This is a genomic window from Stenotrophomonas oahuensis, from assembly GCF_031834595.1.
In the GTDB taxonomy this organism is placed as follows: domain Bacteria; phylum Pseudomonadota; class Gammaproteobacteria; order Xanthomonadales; family Xanthomonadaceae; genus Stenotrophomonas; species Stenotrophomonas oahuensis.
Genome location: NZ_CP115541.1, coordinates 4555010 through 4578921 on the forward strand (window position 1 = coordinate 4555010; position 23912 = coordinate 4578921).

Consider the following 23912-nt stretch of genomic DNA (forward strand, 5'->3'; position numbering starts at 1 on the left):
TCCAATTACCGTGCGGCCCGCCCCCATGACCACACCCAGCCCTCGCTCTGCCCTGTTCTGCGCTCTGGGCCTGGCCTGCGCCAGCTTCTCCGTCGCCGCACAGGAAGTCGCCCCGACCCCGGCTACGCCCGAAGCCTGCGCACTGGTTGGCTCCGACGCTGCCCGCCTGGCGTGCTACGACACCCTGTTCCGGCGAGGCGTACAGACCACCCAGGAGGCTGATGCCGCCGCCGTCGCCGCGCAGCAGGCGCGCCGCGAGGAACGCCAGGCCGCGCGCGAGGCGCAGGCCGACGCGCCCGCTGGCGAAAAGGTGAAGCATCGCCTGGGCGAACTGTTCAAGAACGATGGTCATGAGTCGGCACTGGCCAACGCCGGCAAAGGCTCGCTGCTGGACAGCCGCTGGGAACTGGCGCAGGACTCCAAGCTGGGCGCGTTCCAGCTGCGCGCCTACAAGCCGGTGTACCTGCTGCCGGCCTTCTGGACCAGCGACAAGAACCAGATGCCGCAATCGCCCAACCCGGACAACACGGTCACCACGCCGCAGCAGCTGGACAGCAACGAGCTGAAGTTCCAGCTCAGCTTCAAGACCAAGGTGTGGGAAAACGTGTTCGGCGACAACGGTGACCTGTGGGCCGGCTATACCCAGAGCTCGCGTTGGCAGGCTTACAACGCCGACAACTCGCGCCCCTTCCGCGAAACCAACTACGAGCCGGAAGTGATGATGATGTTCCGCACCGGCTATTCAATCGGTGGCTGGCGCGGACGCATGGCGGGTTTGAGCCTCACCCATCAGTCCAACGGTCGCGCCGACCCGCTGTCGCGCAGCTGGAACCGGGTCATCCTCAATGTCGGCCTGGACCGTGAGAACTGGGCACTGGTGCTGCGCCCGTGGTACCGCCTGCCGGAAGACCGCAAAGACGACAACAACCCGGACATCGAAGATTACATGGGCCGTGGCGACGCGGTGCTGACCTGGAACCGCAATGGCCATGAGGTCTCACTGCTGGCGCGGCATTCGCTGCGCGGCGGCGACCGCTCGCACGGCGCGCTGCAGCTGGATTACGGCTTCCCGATCAGCAACCTGCTGCGCGGGCACATCCAGGTCTTCGATGGCTATGGTGAAAGCATGATCGACTACAACCACAAGGCCACGTACGTGGGCGTGGGCGTCTCGCTGCTGGAGTGGTACTGATGACGGTAACGATCTGGCACAACCCGCGCTGCGGTAACTCGCGCGGGGCGTTGGAACATATCCGCGCGGCGGGGATCGAACCGGTGATCCGCGATTACCTGACCGATGTGCCGAGCGAGGCGGAGCTGCGCAAGGTGCTGAAGGATTCCGGATTGCAGGTGATCGAACTGGTGCGGCGCAAGGAATCGGTGTTTGACGAGCTGGGGTTGGAGGGGGCGGATGATGCAGCCCTGCTGGCTGCGATGCAGACGCACCCGATTCTGATCAACCGACCGGTGGTGATCACGCCGAAGGGGACCAACCTGTGCCGACCGCCGGAAAAGGTGCTGGCGTTGTTGTAAGCGTCGGACACGCATGGCGTGTCCCTACAAGGTCGCCCGACCATGGATCGTAGTGACACGCCATGCGTGTCAAAGCCATGATCCTGCGTTCGCGGACACGCCATGCGTGTCACCGTGGACCCAAACGAAGACCGTCACCGCCAATCAGTGATGTCCTCGCGCCGATACACCTCGGCAAATGCAGGACGCGCTTTCAGGTGATCCGCATACGCCTTCAACACAGGCCACGTATCCGTCGGCCGCGGCATGTTGCGCGACCAGCGCATCAGCATCACCAGCATGAAATCGACCACGCTGAGCTGCTCGCCCAGCACGTACGGGCCTGCACCCTCGATATGCTCGGCAAACTGCTGCCAGGCATTTTCAAGCTGCTGGCGGGCATGTTCGCGTACCGCTTCCACGTTTTCAGGCCCCGCCACTTCGTCGGCGTAAAACCACGCCCGATACGCCGGCTGCAGGGTATTGGCGCACCAGAACATCCAACGATAGGCCACACCGCGTGCTGGCGTTCCTGGTGCCGGCAGCAGGCCGGCCTGCGGATGGCGGTCGGCCAGGTACAGCGCGATGGCGGCGGCTTCGGTCAGGACCTGTCCGTCGATCAGCAGCGTGGGCACGCGGCCGGCTGGATTCAGGGCCAGGTAGTCGACCGCCTTCTGTTCGCGCGTGTCGAAATCGAGCAGGATCAGTTCGTGTTCGATCTGCAGTTCAAGCAGCAGCCAATGCACCACCAGCGAGGCGGTGCTGCGGGAGCCGTAGAGCGTGGTGGTCATGGGCGCCGTGCCGGTCGGGATGGGAGCCCGATTATGTGTCTACAACGCGCCCGCCGCGATAGGGGGCGTAGGGACACGCCATGCGTGTCCGCGGGGTTCCCGAGACCGCGAGGACACGCATGGCGTGTCCCTACGGACGGGGTGCGGTTTATGCTACGACGACCGGAATTCCTGCGATGCGGGCCTGCCACTCGCGCGGGCCGGTGGTGTGCACCGACTCGCCGGTGGAATCGACCGCCACGGTGACCGGCATGTCCTGCACGGTGAACTCGTAGATCGCTTCCATGCCCAGGTCGGCGAAGCCAACGACCTTGGCCGCCTTGATCGCCTTGGACACCAGGTAGGCCGAACCGCCCACCGCCATCAGGTAGGCCGACTTGTTGTCGCGGATCGCTTCAATCGCCGCCGGGCCGCGCTCGGCCTTGCCGACCATGCCCAGCAGGCCGGTCTGTTCCAGCACCTGGCGGGTGAACTTGTCCATCCGCGTGGCCGTGGTCGGACCGGCCGGGCCCACCACTTCGTCGCGCACCGGATCGACCGGGCCCACGTAGTAGATGAAACGACCCTTCAGGTCCACCGGCAGCGGCTCACCCTTGTTGAGCATGTCCACCATGCGCTTGTGCGCCGCGTCGCGGCCGGTCAGCAGCTTGCCGTTGAGCAGCAGGGTCTGGCCCGGCTTCCAGCTGGCCACGTCTTCCGGGGTGATCGTGTCCAGGTCCACGCGGGTGCCCTTGGACGCGTCGTAGGTGATCTGCGGCCAGTCTTCCAGCGACGGCGGATCCAGCATCACCGGGCCGCTGCCGTCCAGGGTGAAGTGCGCATGGCGGGTGGCCGCGCAGTTCGGAATCATCGCCACCGGCAGGTTCGCGGCGTGGGTCGGGAAGTCCTTGACCTTGATGTCCAGCACCGTGGTCAGGCCGCCCAGGCCCTGCGCGCCGATACCCAGCGCATTGACCTTGTCGTACAGCTCCAGGCGCAGTTCCTCGGCGCGGTTGGACGCGCCGCGCGCCTTCAGTTCGTTGATGTCGATCGGCTCCATCAGCGATTCCTTGGCCAGCAGCATCGCCTTTTCAGCCGTGCCGCCGATGCCGATGCCGAGCATGCCCGGCGGGCACCAGCCGGCACCCATGGTCGGCACGGTCTTCAGCACCCAGTCGACGATGGAGTCGGACGGGTTGAGCATGGCGAACTTGCTCTTGGCTTCCGAGCCGCCGCCCTTGGCCGCCACGATCACCTCGACGGTGTCGCCCGGCACGATCTTGACGTTGACCACGCCCGGGGTGTTGTCTTTGGTGTTGATACGCTTGCCGGCCGGATCGGCCAGCACCGAGGCGCGCAGCTTGTTGTCCGGGTGGTTGTAGGCACGGCGCACGCCTTCGTTGGCCATGTCTTCCACGCCCATGGTGGCGTCATCCCAGCGCACGTTCATACCGATTTCCAGGAACACGGTGACGATGCCGGTGTCCTGGCAGATCGGCCGGTGGCCTTCGGCGCACATGCGCGAGTTGATCAGGATCTGCGCCATCGCTTCCTTCGCCGCCGGCGACTCCTCGCGCTCGTAGGCGGCGGCAAGGCTCTTGATGTAGTCGACCGGGTGGTAGTACGAGATGTACTGCAGCGCGTCGGCGATGGACTGGATGAGGTCTTCCTGCTTGATCGATGTCACGTAATGCTCGCTTGCTCGGGGCTGGCGGGAGTAGCCGACCATTTTACCCCTCCGGCCAGACGGAGTTGGGAATGACTCCTGACAACGCCCGGACAGACCGTTGCGCGACTGTCACAGCCACCTGCCCTGCCCCGTCTACTACGATGAAGACGCCCGTTCTGGACGTCATGGAGTTCCTGCAATGTCTGCTTCCCCGCGTGTTCCGTATGCCCGCCTTGCCCACGAGTCCTTCAAAGCGCTGCTGGCCACCAGCAAGGCCGTGCATGACAGCTCCGTCGACCCGACCCTGATGGAACTGGTGTTCCTGCGTGTCTCCCAGATCAACGGCTGCGGCTACTGCATGGACATGCACGGCACCGCCCTGCGCAAAGGCGGGATCGAACCGCGCAAGCTGGATACACTGCCTGCCTGGCATGAGAGCCGGTTCTTTGATGATCGTGAGAAAGCCGCGCTGGGCTGGGCCGAGGCTTTGACCCGGTTGCCCAGCGGGGCTCCTTCGGATGCCGCATTCGACGCGCTGGCCCCGCATTTCGATGAGAAGGGCATCAGTGACCTGAGCATGGGCATTGCGGTGATCAATGCGTGGAACCGGCTGGGTGCGGGGCTGCTGCCGCCGCTGCCGTAAAGGCGTACCGACCAACGGTCGGTACCTACCGGGGACGCGAAAGGGCGTGTCGATCAACGGTCAGTACCTACCGGGGACGCGGACCGGTAGCGCCCGACCGTTGGTCGGGCGGCGGCGCAACGCGCCGGGGCGTTCCGCAACCGTCCGATCACGGCGCTCGCAGGCACAATGATCGCCATGCCTGCCCCTACCCCCAGCAAAAACCCCAGCCTGCGCGAGCGCTTCCAGGCGCTGCGCAACCTGCCGCCGTTCCTGCGCCAGATCTGGCAGGCCAGCCCCTGGCTGGCCACCGCCAGCCTCGGCCTGCGCGTGATCCGCGCGCTGCTGCCGGTGGCGATGCTGTATGTGGGCAAGCTGATCATCGATGCGGCCCTGCTGCTGAGCCGCCACGAAGCCGGCTTCCCTCCGTTCAGCGAAGCGCTGTCCAGCGGCCTGCTCAACCCCCTGCTGGTGCTGCTGGCGCTGGAGTTCGGCCTGGCCATCGCCTCGGACCTGCTCGGCCGCATCGTCAGCTACGCCGATACCCTGCTGTCGGAGCTGTTCACCAACGCCACCAGCGTGCGCCTGATGGAGCACGCCGCCGAGCTGGATCTGGAGGACTTCGAAGACCCCGACCTGCAGGACAAGCTGGACCGCGCCCGGCGCCAGACCATGGGCCGGATGAACCTGATGAGCCAGCTGTTCGGCCAGGTACAGGATGCGATCACCGTGGCCAGCCTGGCCGTCGGCCTGCTGGTGTACGCGCCGTGGCTGATCCTGCTGCTGGCGGTGGCACTGGTGCCGGCGTTCATCGGCGAATCCCACTTCAACGCGGCCGGCTACAGCCTCAATTTCCAATGGACCCCCGAGCGCCGCCAGCTCGACTACCTGCGCCAGATCGGGGCCAGCGTCGAAACCGCCAAGGAAGTGAAGATCTTCAACCTGCACCGGTTCCTGATCGACCGCTACCGCTTCCTGGCCGACAAGTTCTTCCAGGCCAACCGGCGGCTGGCGCGCAAACGCGCGTTCTGGGGCACGCTGCTGGCCGCACTGGGCACGCTGGGGTATTACACCGCCTATGCCTACATCGCCTGGCGCACCGTCCGCGGCGACTTCTCGATCGGCGACCTGACCTTCCTGGCCGGCAGCTTCCTGCGCCTGCGCCAGCTGCTGGAGGGTCTGCTGATCGGCTTCTCGCAGGTGGCCAGCCAGGCCTTGTACCTGGACGATCTGTTCTCGTTCTTCCAGATCCAGCCGGAAATCCACTCACGCACCGACGCGGTGCCGGTGCCGCAGCCGATCATCCTGGGCTTCGTCTTCGACAACGTGGGTTTCCGCTACCCCGAGGCGGAGCGCTGGGCGGTCCGTCACCTGAGCTTTGAGCTGCGCGCCGGCGAAGTGCTGGCCCTGGTCGGCGAGAACGGGGCCGGCAAGACCACCCTGGTGAAGCTGCTGGCGCGCCTGTACGACCCCGACGAGGGTCGCATCCTGCTGGACGGGCGCGACCTGCGCGACTACGACCTGGACGACCTGCGCGCCAACATGGGCGTGATTTTCCAGGACTTCGTCCGCTACAACCTGACTGCCGGCGAGAACATCGGCGTGGGGTTGGTCGGGGCGATGGACGACCACACCCGGATCCGCGACGCCGCCCGCCGTGGCATGGCGGACGAGGTGATTGCCGGGCTGCCCGACGGCTACGACCAGCTGATCGGACGGCGCTTCAAGCAGGGTGTGGACTTGTCCGGCGGCCAGTGGCAGAAGATCGCCATCGCCCGTGCCTACATGCGCGATGCCCAGGTGATGATTCTGGACGAGCCGACTGCCGCGCTGGATGCACGCGCCGAATTCGAGGTGTTCCAGCGCTTCAAGGAGCTGTCTGACAACCGAACGGCGGTGCTGATTTCACACCGGTTCTCGTCGGTGCGCATGGCAGACCGGATTCTGGTGCTGGCCGAGGGCCGGCTGGAGGCCAGTGGCACCCACGCTGAACTGATGGCCCAGGGCGGGCGCTATGCAGAGCTGTTCGAGCTGCAGGCGGCGGGGTATCGGTAACGGGTTCAATGAGAATTTATCTCATTTGAGCTAGAATACCGGCGACGAACCAGATCAGACCCACCCCCATGTCTTCCGCTTTTGGTGCCGAAACGGTGCTTGAAGTCCGTCACTGGACGGACGCCTACTTCAGCTTCACCACCACCCGTGACAGCGGTTTCCGCTTTGAAAACGGCCAATTCGTGATGATCGGCCTGGAAACCGAGGCGCGGCCGCTGCTGCGCGCGTATTCCATTGCCAGCGCGAACTGGGAAGAGAACCTGGAGTTCTTCAGCATCAAAGTGCAGGACGGTCCGCTGACCTCGCGCCTGCAGCACATCAAGCCCGGCGACAAGGTACTGGTGGGCAAGAAGCCGACCGGCACCCTGCTGATCAGCGACCTGCACCCGGGCAAGCACCTGTACCTGCTGGGCACCGGCACCGGCCTGGCCCCGTGGCTGTCGGTGATCAAGGACCCGGAAACCTACGAGCGCTTCGACAAGGTGATCCTCACTCACGGCGTGCGCTTCGAGAAGGACCTGGCCTACCGCGACCTGTTTGAAAAGGAACTGCGCGAGCACGAGTTCCTCGGCGAGATGATCGGCGACAAGCTGCTGTACTACCCCGCCGTCACCCGCGAACCGTTCCCCAACCAGGGCCGCCTGACCTCGCTGCTGGAAAGCGGTGAAATGCAGCGCACCCTGGGCCTGCCGGAACTGAGCCCGGAAAACGACCGCGCCATGATCTGCGGCAGCCCGCAGATGCTGGCCGACCTGCGCCAGGTGCTGGACGCGCGTGGTTTCCAGACCTCACCGCGCATTGGCACGCCGGGGCATTACGTGTTCGAGCGCGCGTTCGTCGAGAAATAATCGCGATCCGGGGTTTACGGTGACACGCATGGCGTGTCACTACGGGATCGACCATTTGTAGGGACGCGCCATGCGCGTCCATCGCGATGCCCGGCACCGCGACAACGGGTTACGCCAGCGCCTTCTCAATATCCCCACGCAGGCTTTCCGGCTTGTCGGTCGGCGCATAGCGTTCCAGCACCTGCCCATCGCGGCCAACCAGGAACTTGCTGAAGTTCCACTTGATGCCCTTGGTGCCGAGCAGGCCGGTCTTCTCGGCCTTCAGCCACTGCCACAGCGGATGCGCCTTGTCGCCGTTGACGTCGATCTTCTCCGACAGCGGGAAGTCCACTTCATAGGTCAGCGAGCAGAAGCTGCGGATCTCCTCGGCGTTCCCCGGCTCCTGGTGGTCGAACTGGTCACAGGGGAAACCCACCACCACCAGCCCGCGCGGGCCGTACTCCTTCCACAGGGCTTCCAGCCCCTCGTACTGCGGGGTGAAGCCGCATTTGCTGGCCACGTTCACCAGCAGCAGCACCTTGCCCTTGTACTGCTCCAGGGCCTGCGGCTGGCCAGCCAGGTCCACGAACGAGAAATCGAAGGCGGTGGTCATGGCATCTCTCCGGAAGGTCGTGTCCCCCATTGTAGAGCCACGCCCTGCGTGGCTGCGCCATGCCGGACACGGTCGCAGCCGCGCAGGGCGTGGCTCTACGGGGTTCCCCCCTATGTCGCACATGCCTTTTGACACAAGCCGCCCCGGTTTCTTCCGGGTTACCCTCGGGCACTTGTCTGACCGGAGATTTCCCCTTGACCACCCGTCTTGCCCTCGCTGTCGCCGTGACCCTCGGCCTGGCCCTGCCCGCCTACTCCGCTGTTGCCGCCACCCCGGCCGCCACTGCCGCCCAGCAGGCCAACCCGTTCTTCGCCGACAGCCCGCTGCCGCTGCACTTCCCGCAGTTCGACAAGATCAAGGACAGCGACTTCGCTCCCGCCTTCGACGCCGGCATGGCGCAGCAGCTGAAGGAAGTCGAAGCCATCGCCAACAACAAGGCCAAGCCGACCTTCGACAACACCATCATCGCCCTGGAAAAGAGCGGTGACACCCTGGACCGCGCCACCACCGTGTTCTTCTCGCTGGTCGGTGCCGATACCAACGACACCCGCAAGAAGCTGCAGGCCGATTACTCGGCCAGGTTCGCCGCGCACAGCGACGCCATCGCGCTGAACGGCAAGCTGTTCGCCCGCATCCAGGCGCTGTATGACACCCGCACCCAGCTGGGTCTGGACGCCGAAGGCGTGCGTCTGGTCGAGAAGTACTACGAAAGCTACGTCCGCGCCGGTGCCAAGCTCAACGACGCCGACAAGGCCAAGCTGAAGGAAATGAACGCCGAGCTGGCCAACCTGGGCACCAAGTTCAGCCAGAACGTGCAGAACGAAGTGAACGCCTCGGCCGTGGTGGTCGACGACGTCAAGCAGCTGGACGGCCTGTCCGCCGAGCAGATCGCCGCCGCTGCCGAAGCCGCCAAGGCACGCAAGCTGGACGGCAAGTACGTCATCGCCCTGCTCAACACCACCGGCCAGCCGCCGCTGACCAACCTGACCAACCGTGATCTGCGCAAGAAGATCTTCGACGCGTCGACCACCCGTGGCAGCCGCGGCGGTGAGTTCGACAACACCGCCCTAGTCTCGCGCATCATGACCCTGCGTGCGGAGAAGGCCAAGATGATGGGCTTCCCGAACTTCGCCGCGTACAACCTGACCAACCAGACCGCCAAGACCCCCGAAGCGGTCAACGCCATGCTGGGCCAGCTGGCCCCGGCCGCGGTGGCCAACGCCAAGCGCGAAGCCGCTGACCTGCAGGCGATGATCGACAAGGAACAGAAGGCTGCCGGCAAGCCGACCTTCAAGCTGGAAGCCTGGGATTGGGCGTTCTACAGCGAGAAGGTCCGCCAGGCCAAGTACAACTTCGACGAATCGCAGCTCAAGCCGTACTTCGAAATGAAGAACGTGCTGGAAAACGGCGTGTTCTTCGCCGCCAACCAGGAGTTCGGCCTGACCTTCAAGCAGCGCACCGACCTGCCGGTCTACCACGAAGACGTCACCGTGTATGACGTGTTCGATGCCGACGGCAGCCAGCTGGCGATCTTCATCTTCGACCCGTATGCGCGCGCCTCCAAGCGTGGCGGTGCGTGGATGAACTCGTACGTGTCGCAGTCCGAACTGACCGGCTTCAAGCCGGTGGTGGCCAACCACCTCAACATTCCCAAGCCGCCGGCCGGCCAGCCGACCCTGCTGACCTGGGACGAAGTGACCACCACCTTCCACGAATTCGGCCACGCCCTGCACGGCATGTTCTCGAACGTGAAGTACCCCTACTTCTCCGGCACCTCGGTGCCGCGTGACTTCGTCGAGTTCCCCTCGCAGGTCAACGAGATGTGGGCCGACAATCCGCTGATCCTGAAGAACTACGCCAAGCACTACCAGAACAGCACCGCCATGCCGCAGGAACTGCTGGACAAGGTGATTGCCGCAGCCAAGTTCAACCAGGGCTTCGCCACCACCGAATACCTGGGCGCCGCCATGCTGGACCAGCGCTGGCACCAGATCAGTGCCGACCAGGTACCGGCCGCCAAGGGCGTGATGGACTTCGAACGTGCCGCGCTGGAAAAGGACGGCATCTTCTTCGCCCCGGTGCCGCCGCGTTACCGCACCCCGTACTTCAGCCACATCATGGGCGGCTACTCGGCCGGCTACTACGCCTACATCTGGTCGGAAGTGCTGGACGCCAACACCCAGAAGTGGTTCCGCGACAACGGCGGCCTGAGCCGCAAGAATGGCGACCACTTCCGCCAGACCCTGCTGTCCAAGGGCGGCAGCGTGGACGCGATGCAGCTGTTCCGCGACTTCGCCGGCCACGAGCCGCAGATCGAGCCGCTGCTTGAGAAGCGTGGTCTGACTTCGGAAACGAAGTAACCCTCAAAACCGCCCGGTAACCCCGGGCGGTTTTTTGTTGGGGCGTAGGGACGCGCCATGCGCGTCCGCGCGATGCCCGAACGCCCATTACACTTCGCCGCAGCCGTAGAGCCACGCCCTGCGTGGCTGAAACCCCGCCCGGCTCATGGACGCGACAAGGAACCGACTTCATCCGCGTCCACCAACGACATCCGCACCCTGTTGCCTTGATACTCAATTCGCCCGCCATATGTTGCAATGATCGCTGCGACGCGCTGCATGTAAGCACCCCTAAACTGCGGGGTTAGATACGCGCTCGCGTCGAGCAATCCGATCACGATGACAACACCCCGCTTTCCGCCAAAGCAACCGCATCTAGCCCGCAGGCGCAACGGGCCGCGCTCCATATCCAGCATCAATGACACCGTCTCCGTGATCGCCCGATACGCCGCCAACTGAAGCGGCATGCTCAGCTGACAGGGATCGCCACTTAGCTGATGCTCGGCCACGCGATGACTGCTGCGCCACTCCTGACCGATTCCACCCACTTGAAGCGCCAGGTACAACCCAACATGCTCCAGCGAGGTCGGATAGATCAGGCTCGACTTATCACGCATTTCCCGCGAGCTGATGGTAGCGAACTGCCGCATGACTTTCGCCATTTCCGTGTACTTCCGTTCCTCAAGCCAATCCGACAGATCGCATACCGAACGATCTATGTCCTCGTAGATCTTTCTGATGCCGAGCACATGTCTTCTGAGCGTCATCTCCAACGCGTGCTGGGAGAATCGGAACGCCCGGTGGTCTCCGGTCGCCACCGGCAGTAGCTTCGCTGACGCCCCCTCATCGCGTCGAGCTACCAAGCCGAAGAGAACCAAAGTGGCCGCAACGAGGGCGACACCTACCTGATTCGTGAATGTCGATGGATCGAACGATCCCGGAAAGCCGGTGGTTGCAGTCGAAAGATGAACCGCGAAGTTGAGTGCAGGAACACCTATCGCGACGCCGCGCCAGCCATGCAGAAATGCAAGCCCGATAACAGGAAGAGCCATTAGCAGCTGTATCGGCACGTCCCCTAGGTACCGGTTGGGCGCGCACAAGGCAAACCCGGTCATCGAGGCCAAGGCCAGAACCATGATGAGCGTTGGCGCATGCAGCCAACTTCCCAATGTGCGTAGTGGGGCTGGCCGCAGCCAGAGCATTGCAAGGGGGACCACCGTCACAATCGCAAGAAACTCACCGATTGTGTATCGAACCCCGAGCACCCAGTAATCACCCTGTGGTGGTGCCGGCCAGAGAAGATGCGCAGCGGTGACGTTAAGAAAGTTGATAGCCATTGCGGAGATGAGCGAGATGGGGAGGAGGCTCGCGTAGTCACCGCTGCGCACTTCCCGGCGGCACATGTGAACCAATGAGGCAACCAGAGGAAACGGGTAACACGAAGCGATCAACGCCCACGTCAGACCATACCTCTCGACCATGGGTGCACGGACGCACGCGAAGTAGGCGTAGTCCCCCAGAAGCAGATACGGCCACATGCGTGGCCGACACACCAGGAGCGCTGCAATGCGGATACCAGCGGGCAGGAAGAATTGGTCAACGGACACCTGCCGCGAAGCCCAGCACGCCGCCGCGTACAGCACCGCAATCAGTAACCCTTCCGGCAGCTCCAGCAGCCGTGCTTGAAATCCCCGTACCAGCTTGCTGTCCGACATCCCTACCCTCCTTAGGTGGGCCGTTGTCGCAATCCGTCTGCGACGCCTGCCTGTTGCGAGGGCGGGAAAGTAGGGGGTGCGTTGCGGGGGAGCAATGCGATTTATGGGGATTGGAGCAAAGTTGAAACAGTTCCTATGTGGTGGTCAGGCGGGGTTTGGAGTTCGCGAGGTTCAAGCGTGTTGTGACGGGGCGTGGGGATGTCGTAACGGACACAGCAGTTCCGATTTGGGTCCATGCGTTAATGCGGTGATTGCCGTTATCGGCAGTCGTCTTGCGACCGACTCTACCGTTCCGACATTCATGTTTATCGGGGGGCTATGTAGCCGCCGGGGATGCCGTTCGGCGAGAGCACGAGCTGCCACAGTTGCGCGTGGCGGCAGCGGAAGCTGGCCATGGAACCCGCCAGATAGAAGCGCCACATGCGCTTGAAGCGTTCGTCGTAACGCTGCGGGTCCAGGCGTGGCCACGCGGCTTCCACATTTGCCCGCCAGGCTTGGAGGGTGCGGTCGTAATCCGCGCCGAAGCTGTGCCAGTCTTCCAGCACGAACAGGCCTTCATAGGCGTCGGTGATCTGCGCGGCCGAGGGCAGCATCGAATTGGGGAAGATGTAGCGTGCGATCCACGGGTCGGTGCGGTGGCGCGAGATGTTGCTGCCAATGGTGTGCAGCAGGAACAAGCCGTCGGGTTTCAGGCAGCGCCGTGCCGTCTCGAAGTACGTTCGATAATTCTTGTCGCCCACGTGCTCGAACATGCCCACCGACAGAATGGCGTCGAAGGATTCGTCCAGCTCGCGGTAGTCCTGCAGGCGAATCTCCACCGGCAAGCCGGCGCAGCGATGGCGCGCGAATTCGGCCTGCTCCTGCGAAATGGTGATGCCGACGCCGGACACGCCGTAACGCGTTGCCGCGTATTCCAGCGCCTCGCCCCAGCCGCAGCCGATGTCGAGCACGCGCTGGCCCGGGCGCAGCCGCAGCTTGCGGCAGATCAGGTCGAGCTTGGCGTCCTGAGCGCTGTCCAGGTCCAGCGCATCGGCCCAGTAGCCGCAGCTGTATACCAACCGACGACCGAGCATGGCCTGGTAGAGATCGTTGCCGAGGTCGTAGTGGCGCTTGCCCACTTCCAGGCCGCCGCTACCGGATTGCAGGTTGAACAAGCGCGCCTTGAGCGCATCAGCCAGCTCGCGCCAGCCGTGCACGCGTTCGTCCAGATGGGCCTGCATCAGGTGCAGCAGGAAGCCGTCCAGTGACACGGCATCCCACTGACCATCCATGTAGCTTTCACCCAGGCCGAGCGAGCCGTGGGCGATCACCCGCGAATAGAAGTGGTCGTCGTGGACATGGAGGTCATGCGGGCGGCTGCCGCCCACGATCACGTCCGCCTCGAGCAGCAGTTCGGCAACCCGATGCTGCAGCCCGACGTCCACGCACGCCTCCGCCTCAGCCCTTCGCGAACAGGCCGGCGTAGGCCGGTGCCACGTGCGGGGCCAGCAGGCTGGCCGGCACGTCCACGGTCTGGGTGCCGTCCGAATACGGCCCCACCTGGTACGGCGGGAACACGAAGCGCAGCGCGGTGATCTGGCCCTGCGGATCGGTCACCGGCTGGAACTGGCTGAAGTTGTCCGCGCTGGCCCCGGTGCCGTCGGCGATCATGCGGCTGGCGCTGCGCAGCGATTCCTGCAGCTGGCCCGGCTCCATGTCTTCGGCGCTCAGGCGGGTGGCCACGCGCTCGCGCAGCTGGTCAGCCACGTAGTCACTGACCGCCGCCCAGCCCTTGGTGTCGGGAATGAGCGTTTCTGCGGTGAGCAGCTTCTGCTGTTCCGGCAGCCACACGAAGCGGGCGACCAGCGGTTCGCCGTGGGCACCGCCGGTATAGCGGCTGCCGTCGGCGCTGATCACTACCAGCTGCCGCGTTTCCAGCAGCTTTTCAAAGCTCAGCGACAGCTCGTACGGCATGGTCGGGGTGTCGTTGCCGAGCCCGTCGACCGCCTGCTGCAGTTCGCCGCGTGCGGCGGTGGCATAGTCCGACAGCGCCTTGGCCAGGCCTGGGTACTGGCTCACGTCCTGCGGGTAGCTGATGCCGATGACGGCTTTGGGCGAGTTTTCGATCACATCGCGCAGTTCCACCGGGGCCTCCGGTGCCGCCGGTGCGTCGACATTTTCCGGAAGCGCGGCGGTCGGGTCCTGTGCCGGCGCATCCGCCGGTGCTTCCGCGTCGCGTTTGCAGCCTGCCAGCAGTACCACGCCCAGTGCCAGCACCCAGCCGCCGTAACCCAGTGCCCGGCGGTTTCCTGCGATCTTCATTGCAATCCCCTTGTTGAATCCACGCATGATGATCCTTCTTCCGTGAAGCACAACTCATCGTCGTTCAGCCGGCCAGCAGGTCCTGGTATTCGTCGTGATGCCGCTCGAGAAACGCCTCGGCATATTCGCAGGCGGGTATCACCTTGTAGCCCTGCTCGCGGGCGAAGCGCAGTGCGACCTTGGTGAGTTCACCGGCAATACCGCGCCCACCGATCTCCTCGGGCACGCCGGTATGGACGATGGTCATGCGCTTGCGTTTGAGCTGGTAGTCCAGCACCGCTTCATGCCCCCTGACCCGGGCCTTGAAACGTCGGTTCACGCGGTCGTGCTCCACCTCGTAAGCCAATCCGGGCGGGGTGACGGAAGCCATGGGCAAGGTCTCCTGCGGCGACTGCCGCGATAGTGCGGAGCCGCCCGCCACGGCCGCGTGAAGTCTGAATCGGGGCGGTTTTGGACGTTCTGCGTCACATCCGGGTCGCCCCGGGCGACCCGTAGTGCGACGCCATGCGTGGCTGCGCCCTAAAGTCTGGCCGTCTCAAGCCGATACAGGGAACTGACAGGTCGCAAAAGCTGGCACGAGCCTTGCGATATCTGCCTGCCCTCTCCGTGTCATAAGGAGTCGTACATGGACAACACCCCCGCACCTTCGCTGCCCGTCGACGCCGACAGCTCGCTGCTGGAAGGCCTGTTCCAGCTGGCGCTGAACGGCCAGACCCAGGGGTCGGAATTCGACCTGATCGACCACGAGGTGTACGCCCGGCTGCTCAGCGCCTACGGGGTCGACGGCCGCATTGCGGCCTGATATCTGGTGGGTCACGACCAACGGTCGTGACCTACCCGATCGGCATTCCCGGTCGGCATCCCCGATCGGCATTCCCGATCGGCATCCCCGGTAGGTCACGACCGTTGGTCGTGACCCGCCCAACCATCAACCGCCCATCAGGTTGAAGCGCGGGTTGCTCAGCTCGGCCAGGAAGTGCTGGAAGATCTCCGGGCGCATGGCCAGCAGGAACAGCACGCCGAAGGCGGCACCGGCCAGGTGCGCGCTGTGGTTGATGCGGTCACCGCCGCGGCGGTCCATCCAGATGCTGTAGCCCACGTAGAACGCGGCATAGATGATCGCCGGCGCGGGGATGAAGAACACGAAGATGATGCTCCACGGGCTGAGCAGGATGAAGGCGAACAGCACCGCCGACACCGCACCCGACGCGCCCAGGCTCATGTAATTCGGGTTCTTCTGGTTCTTCAGATAACTGGGCAGGATCGAGACCAGCAGCGCCCCCAGATAGAACGCCGGGTAGGTCAGGTAGCTGCCGGTCAGGCCCAGCATCACCCGTTCGATCTGCCCGCCGAAGAAGAACAGGGTGATCATGTTGAACGCCAGGTGCGCCAGATCCGCATGGATGAAGCCATACGTGATCAGGCGGTCGTACTGGCGCTTGCGGTCCACCGCCGGCGGCCACAGGATCAGGCGGTCGGCGAGTGCACGGTTTTTGAACGCCATCCACGACACCAGGACGGTGATGGCGATCAGCAGCAGGTTCACGGGGGTCATCGGAGTACTCAGGCAGCGCGGTAGTTATCGACCATACGATAACGCTTGGCATACCAACCGAAGGCCAACGCCGCGACAAAGGCGAAACCGGCGAAGAAGAACATCAGGAACGCCGCCTCGCTGAGGCCGGTACTGGCGATCTTGTGGGTCACCGTCTCATTGCGCACGGCGGCGTTGGACAGCAGCACCCACAGGTTGCCGATGGTGGTGGTCAGGTTCCAGAAGCTCATCACCACGCCCTTCATGGCCTGCGGGGCCTGGCTGTAGGCGAACTCCAGCCCGGTGGCCGAGACCAGCACCTCACCGAAGGTCAGCAGCGCGTACGGCAGCACCTGCCAGAAGATCGACATGGCGTCGCCGCCGTCCATCATCACCTGGATGCCGCCCACCACCACCCAGGCCAGGCCACTGAAGGCGATGCCGGCGGTCATGCGGCGCAGCGCGGTCGGCTCGAAGCCGAAGCGGCGCAGGGCCGGATACAGCACCAGGTTGTTGAACGGAATCAGGATCATCACCAGCAGCGGGTTCAGCGCCTGCATCTGCGAAGCGGTGAACCAGCTGGGCATGCTCATCTGCTGGCCCTGCAGCACCCAGGTGGATGCCTTCTGGTCAAACAGCGAGAAGAACGGGGTGGTCAGCGCGAAGATGACCAGCACGCGCAGCACCGAGCGCACGCCTTCCACGGCCTCCGCCGGGTGCACCGCACGGGCGCGGTCGAGCTGGATCCAGGTGCCGCCACCCACGCCGGCCAGCACCAGCACCAGCGCGATACACAGGCAGATCACGATGCCCAGGGTGCCGACCAGCCCCATCGAGGCCACTGCCAGCACCAGGCCCAGCACGGCCAAGGTGAGGCCAGGACGGCCCTTGCCCGGCACCTGCGCGGTCAGCGCGGTGCGCACCACGTTGCCGAACGAATTCGGATCTTTCGGCGGCAGCGGCACCAGCACATAGCGCTTGCGGCCCAGCCAGAACACGAAGGTGGCCACGAACATCAGGATGCCCGGAATGCCGAACGCCCACTGCGGGCCCAGGTTCTTCAACGCCAGCGGAATCAGCAGCGAGGCGAACAGCGAACCGAAGTTGATGATCCAGTAGAAGGCGTCGAACACCAGTTTGGCCAGATGCTTGTTGCTCTGATCGAACTGGTCGCCCATGAACGAGGCCACCAGCGGCTTGATCCCGCCCGCGCCCAGCGCGATCAGGCCCAGGCCCAGGAAGAAGCCTTCACGGCTGTTCTCGAACAGCGCCAGACACGCATGGCCGGCACAGTAGACCAGGCTGAACCACAGAATGGTGTGGTACTTGCCGAAGAACTTGTCCGCCAGCCAGCCGCCCAGCAGCGGGAAGAAGTACACGCCGATCATGAAGCTGTGCATGATGTCCTTGGCCTCGCCCGCCCGTCCTTCGGCGGTGATCTCCTGCAGCAGCAGCGAGGTGATCAGGAACTGCACCAGGATGTTGCGCATCCCATAGAAGCTGAACCGCTCGCAGGCCTCGTTGCCAATGATGTACGGAATCTGGCCTGGCATTTTTCCTTTGCCAGCGCTGGCGGCTGCATGCGTGCTCATTCGATGGGGCTGTCCTGCGTGTATAAAGGGTGAAAGGGTACCGGAAGGACCCCGGTGGCGCACGTTGCGGCCGGACGTGACAGGCGGCCCTTTCCATGGCAGGCCGCCCGAGGTCACGGCACCTCCACGGCATAAGCGTAAACTTATCGTTATGCCCCCCCTCCCCTCGCTTGGACCGGGACGCTGGCCCTGCTGGCTCCTGATGCTGCTGCTGGTTGCCCCGACCGCCCTGGCCCATGCCCGTCAGGGCGAGGCTGCGCCGCGCCTGCTGAAGGTGGCCACGCTGGAGCTTCCCGAGCAGGACGACAGCCAGTGGCAGCAACGCCGCGAGCAGGTGCTGCAGCTGCTGGAATCGTTACAGCCGGATGTGATCACCGTGCAGCGGGTGGCGCAGGACAAGAGTCGCAACAACCGCGCCTGCTGGCTGGCGGTACGCCTGCGTTACAGCTGCGATTTCGTCACCGCCGACCCGCCGAGCCAGCCTCTGCGCCAGGGCAGCGCCATGCTCAGCCGGCTGGAAGTGGTCGAAGACGGGGTGACCCTGCTGCACCCGCCAGGGCGCTACAGCGCGGCGGGGATGCTGCGGGTCAAGCAGGGCGAGGACCTGATCAACGTCTATGTAGCCCGGCTGTGGCCGGAGCCGGACGAAGCGGCCATCCGCCGCCACCAGACCAGCGACCTGATGACCTGGATCGGGGCCACCGCCGATGGCCTGCCCTCGCTGATTGCCGGGGCATTTGCCGCCAGCACGGACGAGCTGGTGAGCAGTTCGCCCGGGTTCCAGCCAGCACGGAAGAATCCGGGTGAGCGGGTCGAGCCGCCGTCGGTCGCGGGCAGCGCGACGCGTGCGCATGGGCTGGATGTGCTGTTCCAGGTGAAGCATTTCAGCGGGGTGAGCCTGGAGGCGGTGAAGCTGCTGCCGGCTGATGAAGCGGAGGGCCCGGCGGTTCGGCTGGGCGTGATGGCCACGTTGCAGTTGCAGGACGGCACCCTGTAGGGACAGGCCATGCCCGTCCGCACGTGGATGCCGACACCCCGCGCAGACGGGCATGGCCCGTCTCTACGCACGAAACAAAAACGGCCGGGCAATGCCCGGCCGTCTGGCGTCACACGTACCCTGCGATCAGGCGATCGCTTCCTGGTAGCGGCGCTCCACTTCGTTCCAGTCGATCACGTTGAAGAACGCACCGATGTATTCCGGACGACGGTTCTGGTACTTCAGGTAGTAGGCGTGCTCCCACACGTCCAGGCCGAGGATGGGCGTGTTGCCTTCCATCAGCGGGCTGTCCTGGTTGCCGCTGCTTTCGACCACGACCTTCTTGTCCGGGGTGACGCTCAGCCACGCCCAGCCGCTGCCGAAGCGGGTCAGCGCAGCCTTGGTGAAAGCATCCTTGAAGGCGTCGAAGCCGCCCAGCTGGGCGTCGATGGCCTTGGCCACGTCGCCGACCGGGTTGCCACCTGCGTTCGGGGCCATCACGGTCCAGAACAGCGAGTGGTTGGCGTGGCCGCCGCCGTTGTTGCGCACCGGACCCTGCAGGTTTTCCGGCAGCGACTTGAGCTTCTTGACCAGCTCTTCCACCGGCAGGTCGGCGTATTCGGTGCCTTCCAGCGCTGCATTGACGTTGTTGATGTAGGTCTGGTGATGCTTGGTGTGATGGATTTCCATCGTCGCCGCATCGATATGCGGTTCAAGCGCGTCGTAGGCGTAGGACAGCTTGGGGAGGGTGTAGGCCATGTGGTTCTCCTGGTAGCTCACTCACCCGGTGGAACCCGGGCGTTGCGTGACGATGATGGGGATGGTCACCCAGCTTACCAAGCCCTGCGTAAACAAATCTGAGTTCCAGGTGGCGCGCATGTTATGCAGCGGTGATGAGACCCTCACGCCACGCGTTACAGTAGCCCCGGTTTTCCCCCTGCCCCTCTGTCCATGCGCAAGCCTCTTCTTCTGCTGGTTGCCATCGTGTTGCTTGTCGGCGGTCTGTTCGCCATCAAGGAATCACAGCGGCCACCGCCGCCGCAGTTCGCCCCGTCGCTGACCGGCGGCGCAACCGCGGCTGACCCGACACCGTCTACGGCGGCCCGCGATCCGCTGCCGTCGTTTCTGCCGCCCGAGGCGCGCCAGACCATCGCCCTCATCCAGCGTGGCGGCCCCTACCCGCACCGTCAGGATGGCAGTGTGTTCGGCAACCGCGAACAGCGCCTGCCCGAGCGGCCGCGTGGCTACTACCGTGAGTTCACCGTGGAGACGCCCGGCGCTTCAAACCGGGGCGCGCGCCGCATTGTGACCGGTGGCAACCCGCCCACCGGCTGGTTCTACACCGATGATCACTATGAAACCTTCCGCAGTTTTGACGTCCCCCCGGCCGGGAGCTGGCAATGACCCATGATCCGTTCGACCTGGGGTTGCATGACCTCAACAATGCTGGCGTGTACGCCATTGGCAACGACGATGTCGGCCCCTTGTCTGCGGCGATGCGCGACGCCGGACTGAAAGTGCTGCGGGTGGATCTGGACGGCTGCGGCGACAAGCGCACCTTGCTGGCCCGTCTTGGTGCACAGCTGGATTTCCCGCAGGGGACCGGGGGCAACTGGGATGCGCTATCGGACAACCTGCGCGACCTGGGCTGGCTGAAATCACCGGGTGGGTATGCGCTGTTTCTGAGTGATGCCGATGGATTGCGCGAGGGGGGTGCGGCTGATTTCGAGACGCTGCTGGATCTGCTGGATGAGGCCAGCCAGAGCTGGGCGCAGCAGGATGTGCCGTTCTGGGCGTTCGTGGCGTTGAAGGATGTGCCGGCGGCGGATTGATTCCGCGCCACGACCAACGGTCGTGGCCTACCCGTGTCAGGCGCGCCAAACGCGAGGGGATCAGGTGGAAGGCGTGGACAACGGTTCCCGCGTCAGCGGGAGCCGTTGTCTTCCTGCAGCTCTTTTTTGAACGGGATATCCGGCGGCGGCCTTGCCACCGCCGGCTGGTCCTGCATGTTCGGGTCGGTCAGGCCACAGCCGCCGCCGAACTGCAGCACCGAAATCACGCAGGAAATCTTTGAACTGGTCCCGGGAATCGGAATCTCCATGGACTTGATGCCCCTGCGCACCCACTCGGCCAGCAGCGACTCATTCGGGGCCCAGTACTTGTCGAACGAGGTCGGGGTGTAGTCATACGGCGGCCGTTTGAGCCAGGTGCCGGACTGGGCGATGCGCTCGCGGCTCCAGCCATCGTTCTCGCCGCCGGGGGCGCCACGCTCGCTGTTGCCGCTGCCGTCCTGGTTCGGCACGCGCACGCTGCCGTCGGCGTTGAACAGCCCATCACCGGTGCGACCGGTACCCTGGTTGGCCTGGGCGGTGCTGCCTGGCGCGTTGCGCGAGGCTGCGCCCCAGTCATCGCCGCGTGCTGGCGTTGACCAGTCGCCCGGGTTGGGGGCCGGGCGTGCGGCGGGCGTGGACGAAGGCGACGGGGTCGCTGACGCGGCGCTGCGCGCGGGCGACGTGGACGTAGAGCCGGGCTCTGCCCGGCTGGCCGACGGCGACGGCGCGGACGTCAGCGGGGCAGAGCCCCGCTCTACAACAGCGGGTGTCGGCGTCGTTGAAGGCGCGGATGCGGGTGCCGGTGTTGGAGTCGCAGACGCAGTGGCGGCCGTTTCCGGCGAGGGACGGGGCGGCGCGTTGGGAATGGTGCGTTCACGCACTGCCACTTCCGGGCTGCGTGTCGGCAGCCGCACGCTGACCTCGCGCGACGGCAGCTGCGGAATGGTCACATCCACCACCGGCACGGACGGCACTTCGCGCTCGCGCACCTGCACCTCGCGTTGCGGCAGGGTCACTTCCACACGCGGCGTAGTAACTGGGATGGCGGGCGTCGGCGCGGTCACCACGGTGACTTCGCGCTCGCGCACGGTGATCTCACGCGGACGCAGCTGCGGTTCGATCGGACGCAGTTGCGGTGTAGCCGGTGTGACCTGCGGCGCTTCCACCGTGGTGACGGTGCGTTGACGCACCGTGACCTGCGGAGCTTCGCGTGGGACGACCCGGATTTCCGTGCGTGGCACAGTGGTGGGCGGCACCACGAAATCCGTGGTGGCCTCGGCCACGTCGGTGGCCTGGATCGGTTGTTCCACTGCGGGTGCCGGCGTGGGGGGCGTCGGCTGCGGTTCGGGCGCGGGGGTGGGTTCGGGTGGTGGGGTTGCGGCGACCGGGGTCGGCGGCGGCGGCGGGGGAACGGGCTCGCTCGGCGTATCGGCGGGCTGGGGTTGGCTGGCTTCGCTCAGCGGGGCAGAGCCCCGCTCTACATTCGAGCGGTCAGACACCGCGTTGGTCGGGCGCGCAGCGGCCGCAGTGTTCGGTTGCGCCGCCCCAGCGTTGCCCGGCTGTGCTGCCGCCGAATCGCCAGGTTGCCCGCCACCCTGCTCTGCCGGCGTGCCCTGCCCGATGAAGTCCACCCGCATGCGCCCGCCATCCCCGCCCTGCTCCGGCTCGACCGGCGGGCGGATCACCGCCACCCACACCAGCAGCAGCGCAAACATCACGTGCAGCAGCACACTGATCGCCGCCGAGGTCCAGCGCATCCAGCGCTGGTCGCGCGGGGCCGGGTCCCAGGTCTGCCACGCCAGCTGGCGCAATGCCTGCGGGAAGCTCAACGCGGGCAGCCGCCCCGGCGGACCGGGCAACGGACGCTTCATCAGCTGCGCGACCATCTCGGCGGCACGCGCCGAGTAAGGCAGCGGATTCAGCGCGCGCAGCCACAGGCCCCAGCCGTACGGCAGGCCCGTGGTCTTTTCCACAATGCGCTTGTCCGGCTGGCGTGCCAGCAGCCAAGCGAGAATGTCGTCAGCCCGGCGCAGAGGCACGCAGCGGAATCAGGCTGCCGTACCGCGGGGAATATACGGGGCGTGACCGCTGTCGTGGTCGGTCGCGTCACGCACGGCGGTGATCCCGGGCACGCGGCCCATCAGCGTTTTCTCGATGCCCTGCTTCAAGGTCACATCGGCCATGCCACAGCCCTGGCAGCCGCCGCCGAAGCGCAGCAGCACCACGCCGTCGGCCGAGACTTCCTGCACCGCCACGCGGCCACCGTGCGAGGCCAGCTGCGGGTTCACTTCGTTTTCCACCACCCAGTGCACGCGCTCGACCAGCGAGGCCGAATCGGCCGGGGCTTCGCCCTTGATCTTCGGAGCCTTGATGGTGAGCTGCTGGCTGCCGGCGCTGTTGTTGACGAAGTCGATTTCCGCGCCGTCCAGCCAGCCGACGCTGTCCGAGGCGACATACAGGGTGAAACCGTCGCAGTCCACCGCCCATTCGTCGCCGAGCAGGTCGGCCGGTTCGGCGAACTCCAGACGCGCGTCGGCGCGCGGGGTGCCGGCATCGACGGCGCTGAGGCGCACGCCCATGCCGGGCACGGCTTCGCGCTCGATGAGTTTGCGGAAATAGGTCTGGGCAGTGTCGGAGATCTGGATCATGCGGCTATTCTAGCGGCTTACATGTTATGCGCTCATTCGGTTTATACACTGTCCGGCGCATTGTTCAGGCATACAGATGGTGGAGGATTCCATGACCGACCTCATTCCCCTGGCCCAGGCCCGCTGCGTGCCGCGCCGGGGCAGTGACCACAAGCTGGGTCAGGCCCGCATCGCCGAGCTGCTGCCGCAGATTCCCGGCTGGGAGCTGGCCGAACAGGGCCAGGCGCTGACCCGCACGTTTACCTTCAAGAACTACTACCGGACCATGGCCTTCGTGAACGCGCTGGCCTATGTGGCCCATGCTGAGGACCATCATCCAGACCTAGGGGTGCACTACGACCGGGCGGTGGTGCGTTTCTCCACCCATGATGTGGGCGGCTTGAGCGAAAACGACTTCATCTGTGCAGCCAAGGCTTCGGCGCTTATCGAGGGACAATCGTGATGACTGGAATGATCAAGGCAGCCACGCAGGGCGTGGCTCTACGGGCTGCGGTTGCGGGCATGGTGGTGGCATTGGCGGGATGCTCGGGGTCTTCGGAGCCGGCGGCTCCGGTGGCGGCTCCGACGGAGGTGGCGGCAGTGAAGACCCCGCCGCCGCAGTACCCGATCGAACTGGCCTGCCAGGGCGTGGGTGGTACCAGCACGTTGAAGGTGGTCATCGGCACCGATGGCAAGCCCAGCGACGTGGCGCTGGCGACCAGCAGCGGTAATGGCACGCTCGATGAGCAGGCACGTACTGCGGTGCTGGGCTGGCAGTTCAAGGCGGCCACCCGGGCCGGCCAGCCGGTGTCGAGCACGATCCAGGTGCCGGTGACCTTCAACCCACCGCAGCCGAAGCCGGATGAGTGTTTTGCGATTGAGGAACGGCTGCGCCGCGGCGGTTGATGGGACGTAACAAGGACGCTTC

The 23912-nt window shown here is 65.2% G+C and carries 24 protein-coding genes; 12 read left to right on the forward strand and 12 right to left on the reverse strand.

The window, feature by feature from the left end:
• Window positions 1–25: 25 nt before the first annotated feature.
• Window positions 26–1192 (forward strand): phospholipase A, encoded by a 1167-nt coding sequence (locus PDM29_RS20330; RefSeq protein ID WP_311191832.1) that lies wholly within the window; start codon window positions 26–28, stop codon window positions 1190–1192.
• The gene (gene arsC, locus PDM29_RS20335) at window positions 1192–1533 is read left to right on the forward strand and encodes an arsenate reductase (glutaredoxin) (RefSeq protein WP_311191833.1); all 342 of its coding nucleotides are present in this window, start codon (window positions 1192–1194) and stop codon (window positions 1531–1533) included. The genes PDM29_RS20330 and arsC overlap by 1 nt, the downstream gene beginning before the upstream one ends.
• 134 nt (window positions 1534–1667) lie before the next feature.
• Here arsC and PDM29_RS20340 read toward each other — a convergent pair whose 3' ends face one another.
• Complete coding sequence (locus tag PDM29_RS20340) at window positions 1668–2303, reverse strand: glutathione S-transferase family protein (RefSeq protein WP_311191834.1); 636 nt, start codon at window positions 2301–2303, stop codon at window positions 1668–1670.
• Window positions 2304–2451: 148 nt separating this feature from the next.
• Window positions 2452–3969, reverse strand: a complete 1518-nt coding sequence (locus tag PDM29_RS20345; protein WP_125359291.1) for a fumarate hydratase — start codon at window positions 3967–3969, stop codon at window positions 2452–2454.
• Between the two features lie 181 nt (window positions 3970–4150).
• On the opposite strand from PDM29_RS20345, the gene PDM29_RS20350 reads away from it, so the two are divergent.
• The 3 genes from PDM29_RS20350 to PDM29_RS20360 all read left to right on the forward strand — a co-directional run bounded on the left by PDM29_RS20350 (window position 4151) and on the right by PDM29_RS20360 (window position 7476).
• A complete protein-coding gene (locus PDM29_RS20350) occupies window positions 4151–4594 on the forward strand; it encodes a carboxymuconolactone decarboxylase family protein (protein WP_311191835.1) in 444 nt (147 codons plus the stop codon).
• A 168-nt stretch (window positions 4595–4762) separates the two neighbouring features.
• Complete coding sequence (locus PDM29_RS20355; RefSeq protein WP_425508696.1) at window positions 4763–6628, forward strand: ABC transporter ATP-binding protein; 1866 nt, start codon at window positions 4763–4765, stop codon at window positions 6626–6628.
• A 68-nt stretch (window positions 6629–6696) separates the two neighbouring features.
• Complete coding sequence (locus tag PDM29_RS20360; RefSeq protein WP_282298522.1) at window positions 6697–7476, forward strand: ferredoxin--NADP reductase; 780 nt, start codon at window positions 6697–6699, stop codon at window positions 7474–7476.
• Between the two features lie 109 nt (window positions 7477–7585).
• On the opposite strand, the gene PDM29_RS20365 is transcribed toward PDM29_RS20360, so the two are convergent.
• The gene (locus tag PDM29_RS20365) at window positions 7586–8068 is read right to left on the reverse strand and encodes a glutathione peroxidase (protein WP_311191837.1); all 483 of its coding nucleotides are present in this window, start codon (window positions 8066–8068) and stop codon (window positions 7586–7588) included.
• Window positions 8069–8262: 194 nt separating this feature from the next.
• Here PDM29_RS20365 and PDM29_RS20370 point away from each other — a divergent pair, with 194 nt between their 5' ends.
• Window positions 8263–10428 (forward strand): M3 family metallopeptidase, encoded by a 2166-nt coding sequence (locus PDM29_RS20370; protein WP_311191838.1) that lies wholly within the window; start codon window positions 8263–8265, stop codon window positions 10426–10428.
• A gap of 143 nt (window positions 10429–10571) precedes the next feature.
• Here PDM29_RS20370 and PDM29_RS20375 read toward each other — a convergent pair whose 3' ends face one another.
• The 4 genes from PDM29_RS20375 to PDM29_RS20390 all read right to left on the reverse strand — a co-directional run bounded on the left by PDM29_RS20375 (window position 10572) and on the right by PDM29_RS20390 (window position 14793).
• Entirely contained in the window at window positions 10572–12122 is a 1551-nt protein-coding gene (locus tag PDM29_RS20375) for an MASE1 domain-containing protein (protein WP_311191839.1), read from the reverse strand.
• Window positions 12123–12427: 305 nt separating this feature from the next.
• Entirely contained in the window at window positions 12428–13546 is a 1119-nt protein-coding gene (gene cfa / locus PDM29_RS20380) for a cyclopropane fatty acyl phospholipid synthase (protein WP_311191840.1), read from the reverse strand.
• Window positions 13547–13559: 13 nt separating this feature from the next.
• The gene (locus tag PDM29_RS20385) at window positions 13560–14423 is read right to left on the reverse strand and encodes a DUF3298 and DUF4163 domain-containing protein (RefSeq protein WP_311193845.1); all 864 of its coding nucleotides are present in this window, start codon (window positions 14421–14423) and stop codon (window positions 13560–13562) included.
• Window positions 14424–14487: 64 nt separating this feature from the next.
• The gene (locus PDM29_RS20390) at window positions 14488–14793 is read right to left on the reverse strand and encodes a GNAT family N-acetyltransferase (protein ID WP_311191841.1); all 306 of its coding nucleotides are present in this window, start codon (window positions 14791–14793) and stop codon (window positions 14488–14490) included.
• A 255-nt stretch (window positions 14794–15048) separates the two neighbouring features.
• Between PDM29_RS20390 and PDM29_RS20395 the strand changes: the two genes are divergently transcribed.
• On the forward strand, window positions 15049–15225 hold the full coding sequence (locus PDM29_RS20395; protein WP_311191842.1) for a hypothetical protein: 177 nt from the start codon (window positions 15049–15051) through the stop codon (window positions 15223–15225).
• A gap of 126 nt (window positions 15226–15351) precedes the next feature.
• Here PDM29_RS20395 and PDM29_RS20400 read toward each other — a convergent pair whose 3' ends face one another.
• Both PDM29_RS20400 and PDM29_RS20405 read right to left on the reverse strand, forming a co-directional pair.
• Complete coding sequence (locus tag PDM29_RS20400) at window positions 15352–15978, reverse strand: rhomboid family intramembrane serine protease (protein ID WP_311191843.1); 627 nt, start codon at window positions 15976–15978, stop codon at window positions 15352–15354.
• An 8-nt stretch (window positions 15979–15986) separates the two neighbouring features.
• A complete protein-coding gene (locus tag PDM29_RS20405; protein WP_311191844.1) occupies window positions 15987–17549 on the reverse strand; it encodes a POT-type proton-dependent oligopeptide transporter in 1563 nt (520 codons plus the stop codon).
• 202 nt (window positions 17550–17751) lie between these two features.
• Here PDM29_RS20405 and PDM29_RS20410 point away from each other — a divergent pair, with 202 nt between their 5' ends.
• Window positions 17752–18546 (forward strand): endonuclease/exonuclease/phosphatase family protein, encoded by a 795-nt coding sequence (locus PDM29_RS20410; protein WP_311191845.1) that lies wholly within the window; start codon window positions 17752–17754, stop codon window positions 18544–18546.
• A 126-nt stretch (window positions 18547–18672) separates the two neighbouring features.
• On the opposite strand, the gene PDM29_RS20415 is transcribed toward PDM29_RS20410, so the two are convergent.
• Window positions 18673–19284 carry a superoxide dismutase gene (locus tag PDM29_RS20415; protein ID WP_311191846.1) on the reverse strand — a complete coding sequence of 204 codons (612 nt, stop codon included), beginning with the start codon at window positions 19282–19284 and terminating at the stop codon, window positions 18673–18675.
• A 192-nt stretch (window positions 19285–19476) separates the two neighbouring features.
• On the opposite strand from PDM29_RS20415, the gene PDM29_RS20420 reads away from it, so the two are divergent.
• Both PDM29_RS20420 and PDM29_RS20425 read left to right on the forward strand, forming a co-directional pair.
• The gene (locus tag PDM29_RS20420) at window positions 19477–19929 is read left to right on the forward strand and encodes a guanyl-specific ribonuclease (RefSeq protein ID WP_311191847.1); all 453 of its coding nucleotides are present in this window, start codon (window positions 19477–19479) and stop codon (window positions 19927–19929) included.
• Window positions 19926–20357 (forward strand): barstar family protein, encoded by a 432-nt coding sequence (locus PDM29_RS20425; RefSeq protein ID WP_311191848.1) that lies wholly within the window; start codon window positions 19926–19928, stop codon window positions 20355–20357. The genes PDM29_RS20420 and PDM29_RS20425 overlap by 4 nt, the downstream gene beginning before the upstream one ends.
• 92 nt (window positions 20358–20449) lie before the next feature.
• On the opposite strand, the gene PDM29_RS20430 is transcribed toward PDM29_RS20425, so the two are convergent.
• Window positions 20450–22396 (reverse strand): hypothetical protein, encoded by a 1947-nt coding sequence (locus PDM29_RS20430; protein WP_311191849.1) that lies wholly within the window; start codon window positions 22394–22396, stop codon window positions 20450–20452.
• A gap of 9 nt (window positions 22397–22405) precedes the next feature.
• On the reverse strand, window positions 22406–23005 hold the full coding sequence (locus PDM29_RS20435; RefSeq protein WP_311191850.1) for an NfuA family Fe-S biogenesis protein: 600 nt from the start codon (window positions 23003–23005) through the stop codon (window positions 22406–22408).
• Window positions 23006–23096: 91 nt separating this feature from the next.
• Between PDM29_RS20435 and PDM29_RS20440 the strand changes: the two genes are divergently transcribed.
• Window positions 23097–23447: a 4a-hydroxytetrahydrobiopterin dehydratase gene (locus PDM29_RS20440; protein WP_311191851.1), complete on the forward strand. Its 351-nt coding sequence runs from the start codon at window positions 23097–23099 to the stop codon at window positions 23445–23447.
• Window positions 23448–23506: 59 nt separating this feature from the next.
• Window positions 23507–23890 (forward strand): energy transducer TonB, encoded by a 384-nt coding sequence (locus PDM29_RS20445; RefSeq protein WP_311193846.1) that lies wholly within the window; start codon window positions 23507–23509, stop codon window positions 23888–23890.
• The last annotated feature ends 22 nt before the right edge of the window (window positions 23891–23912 follow it).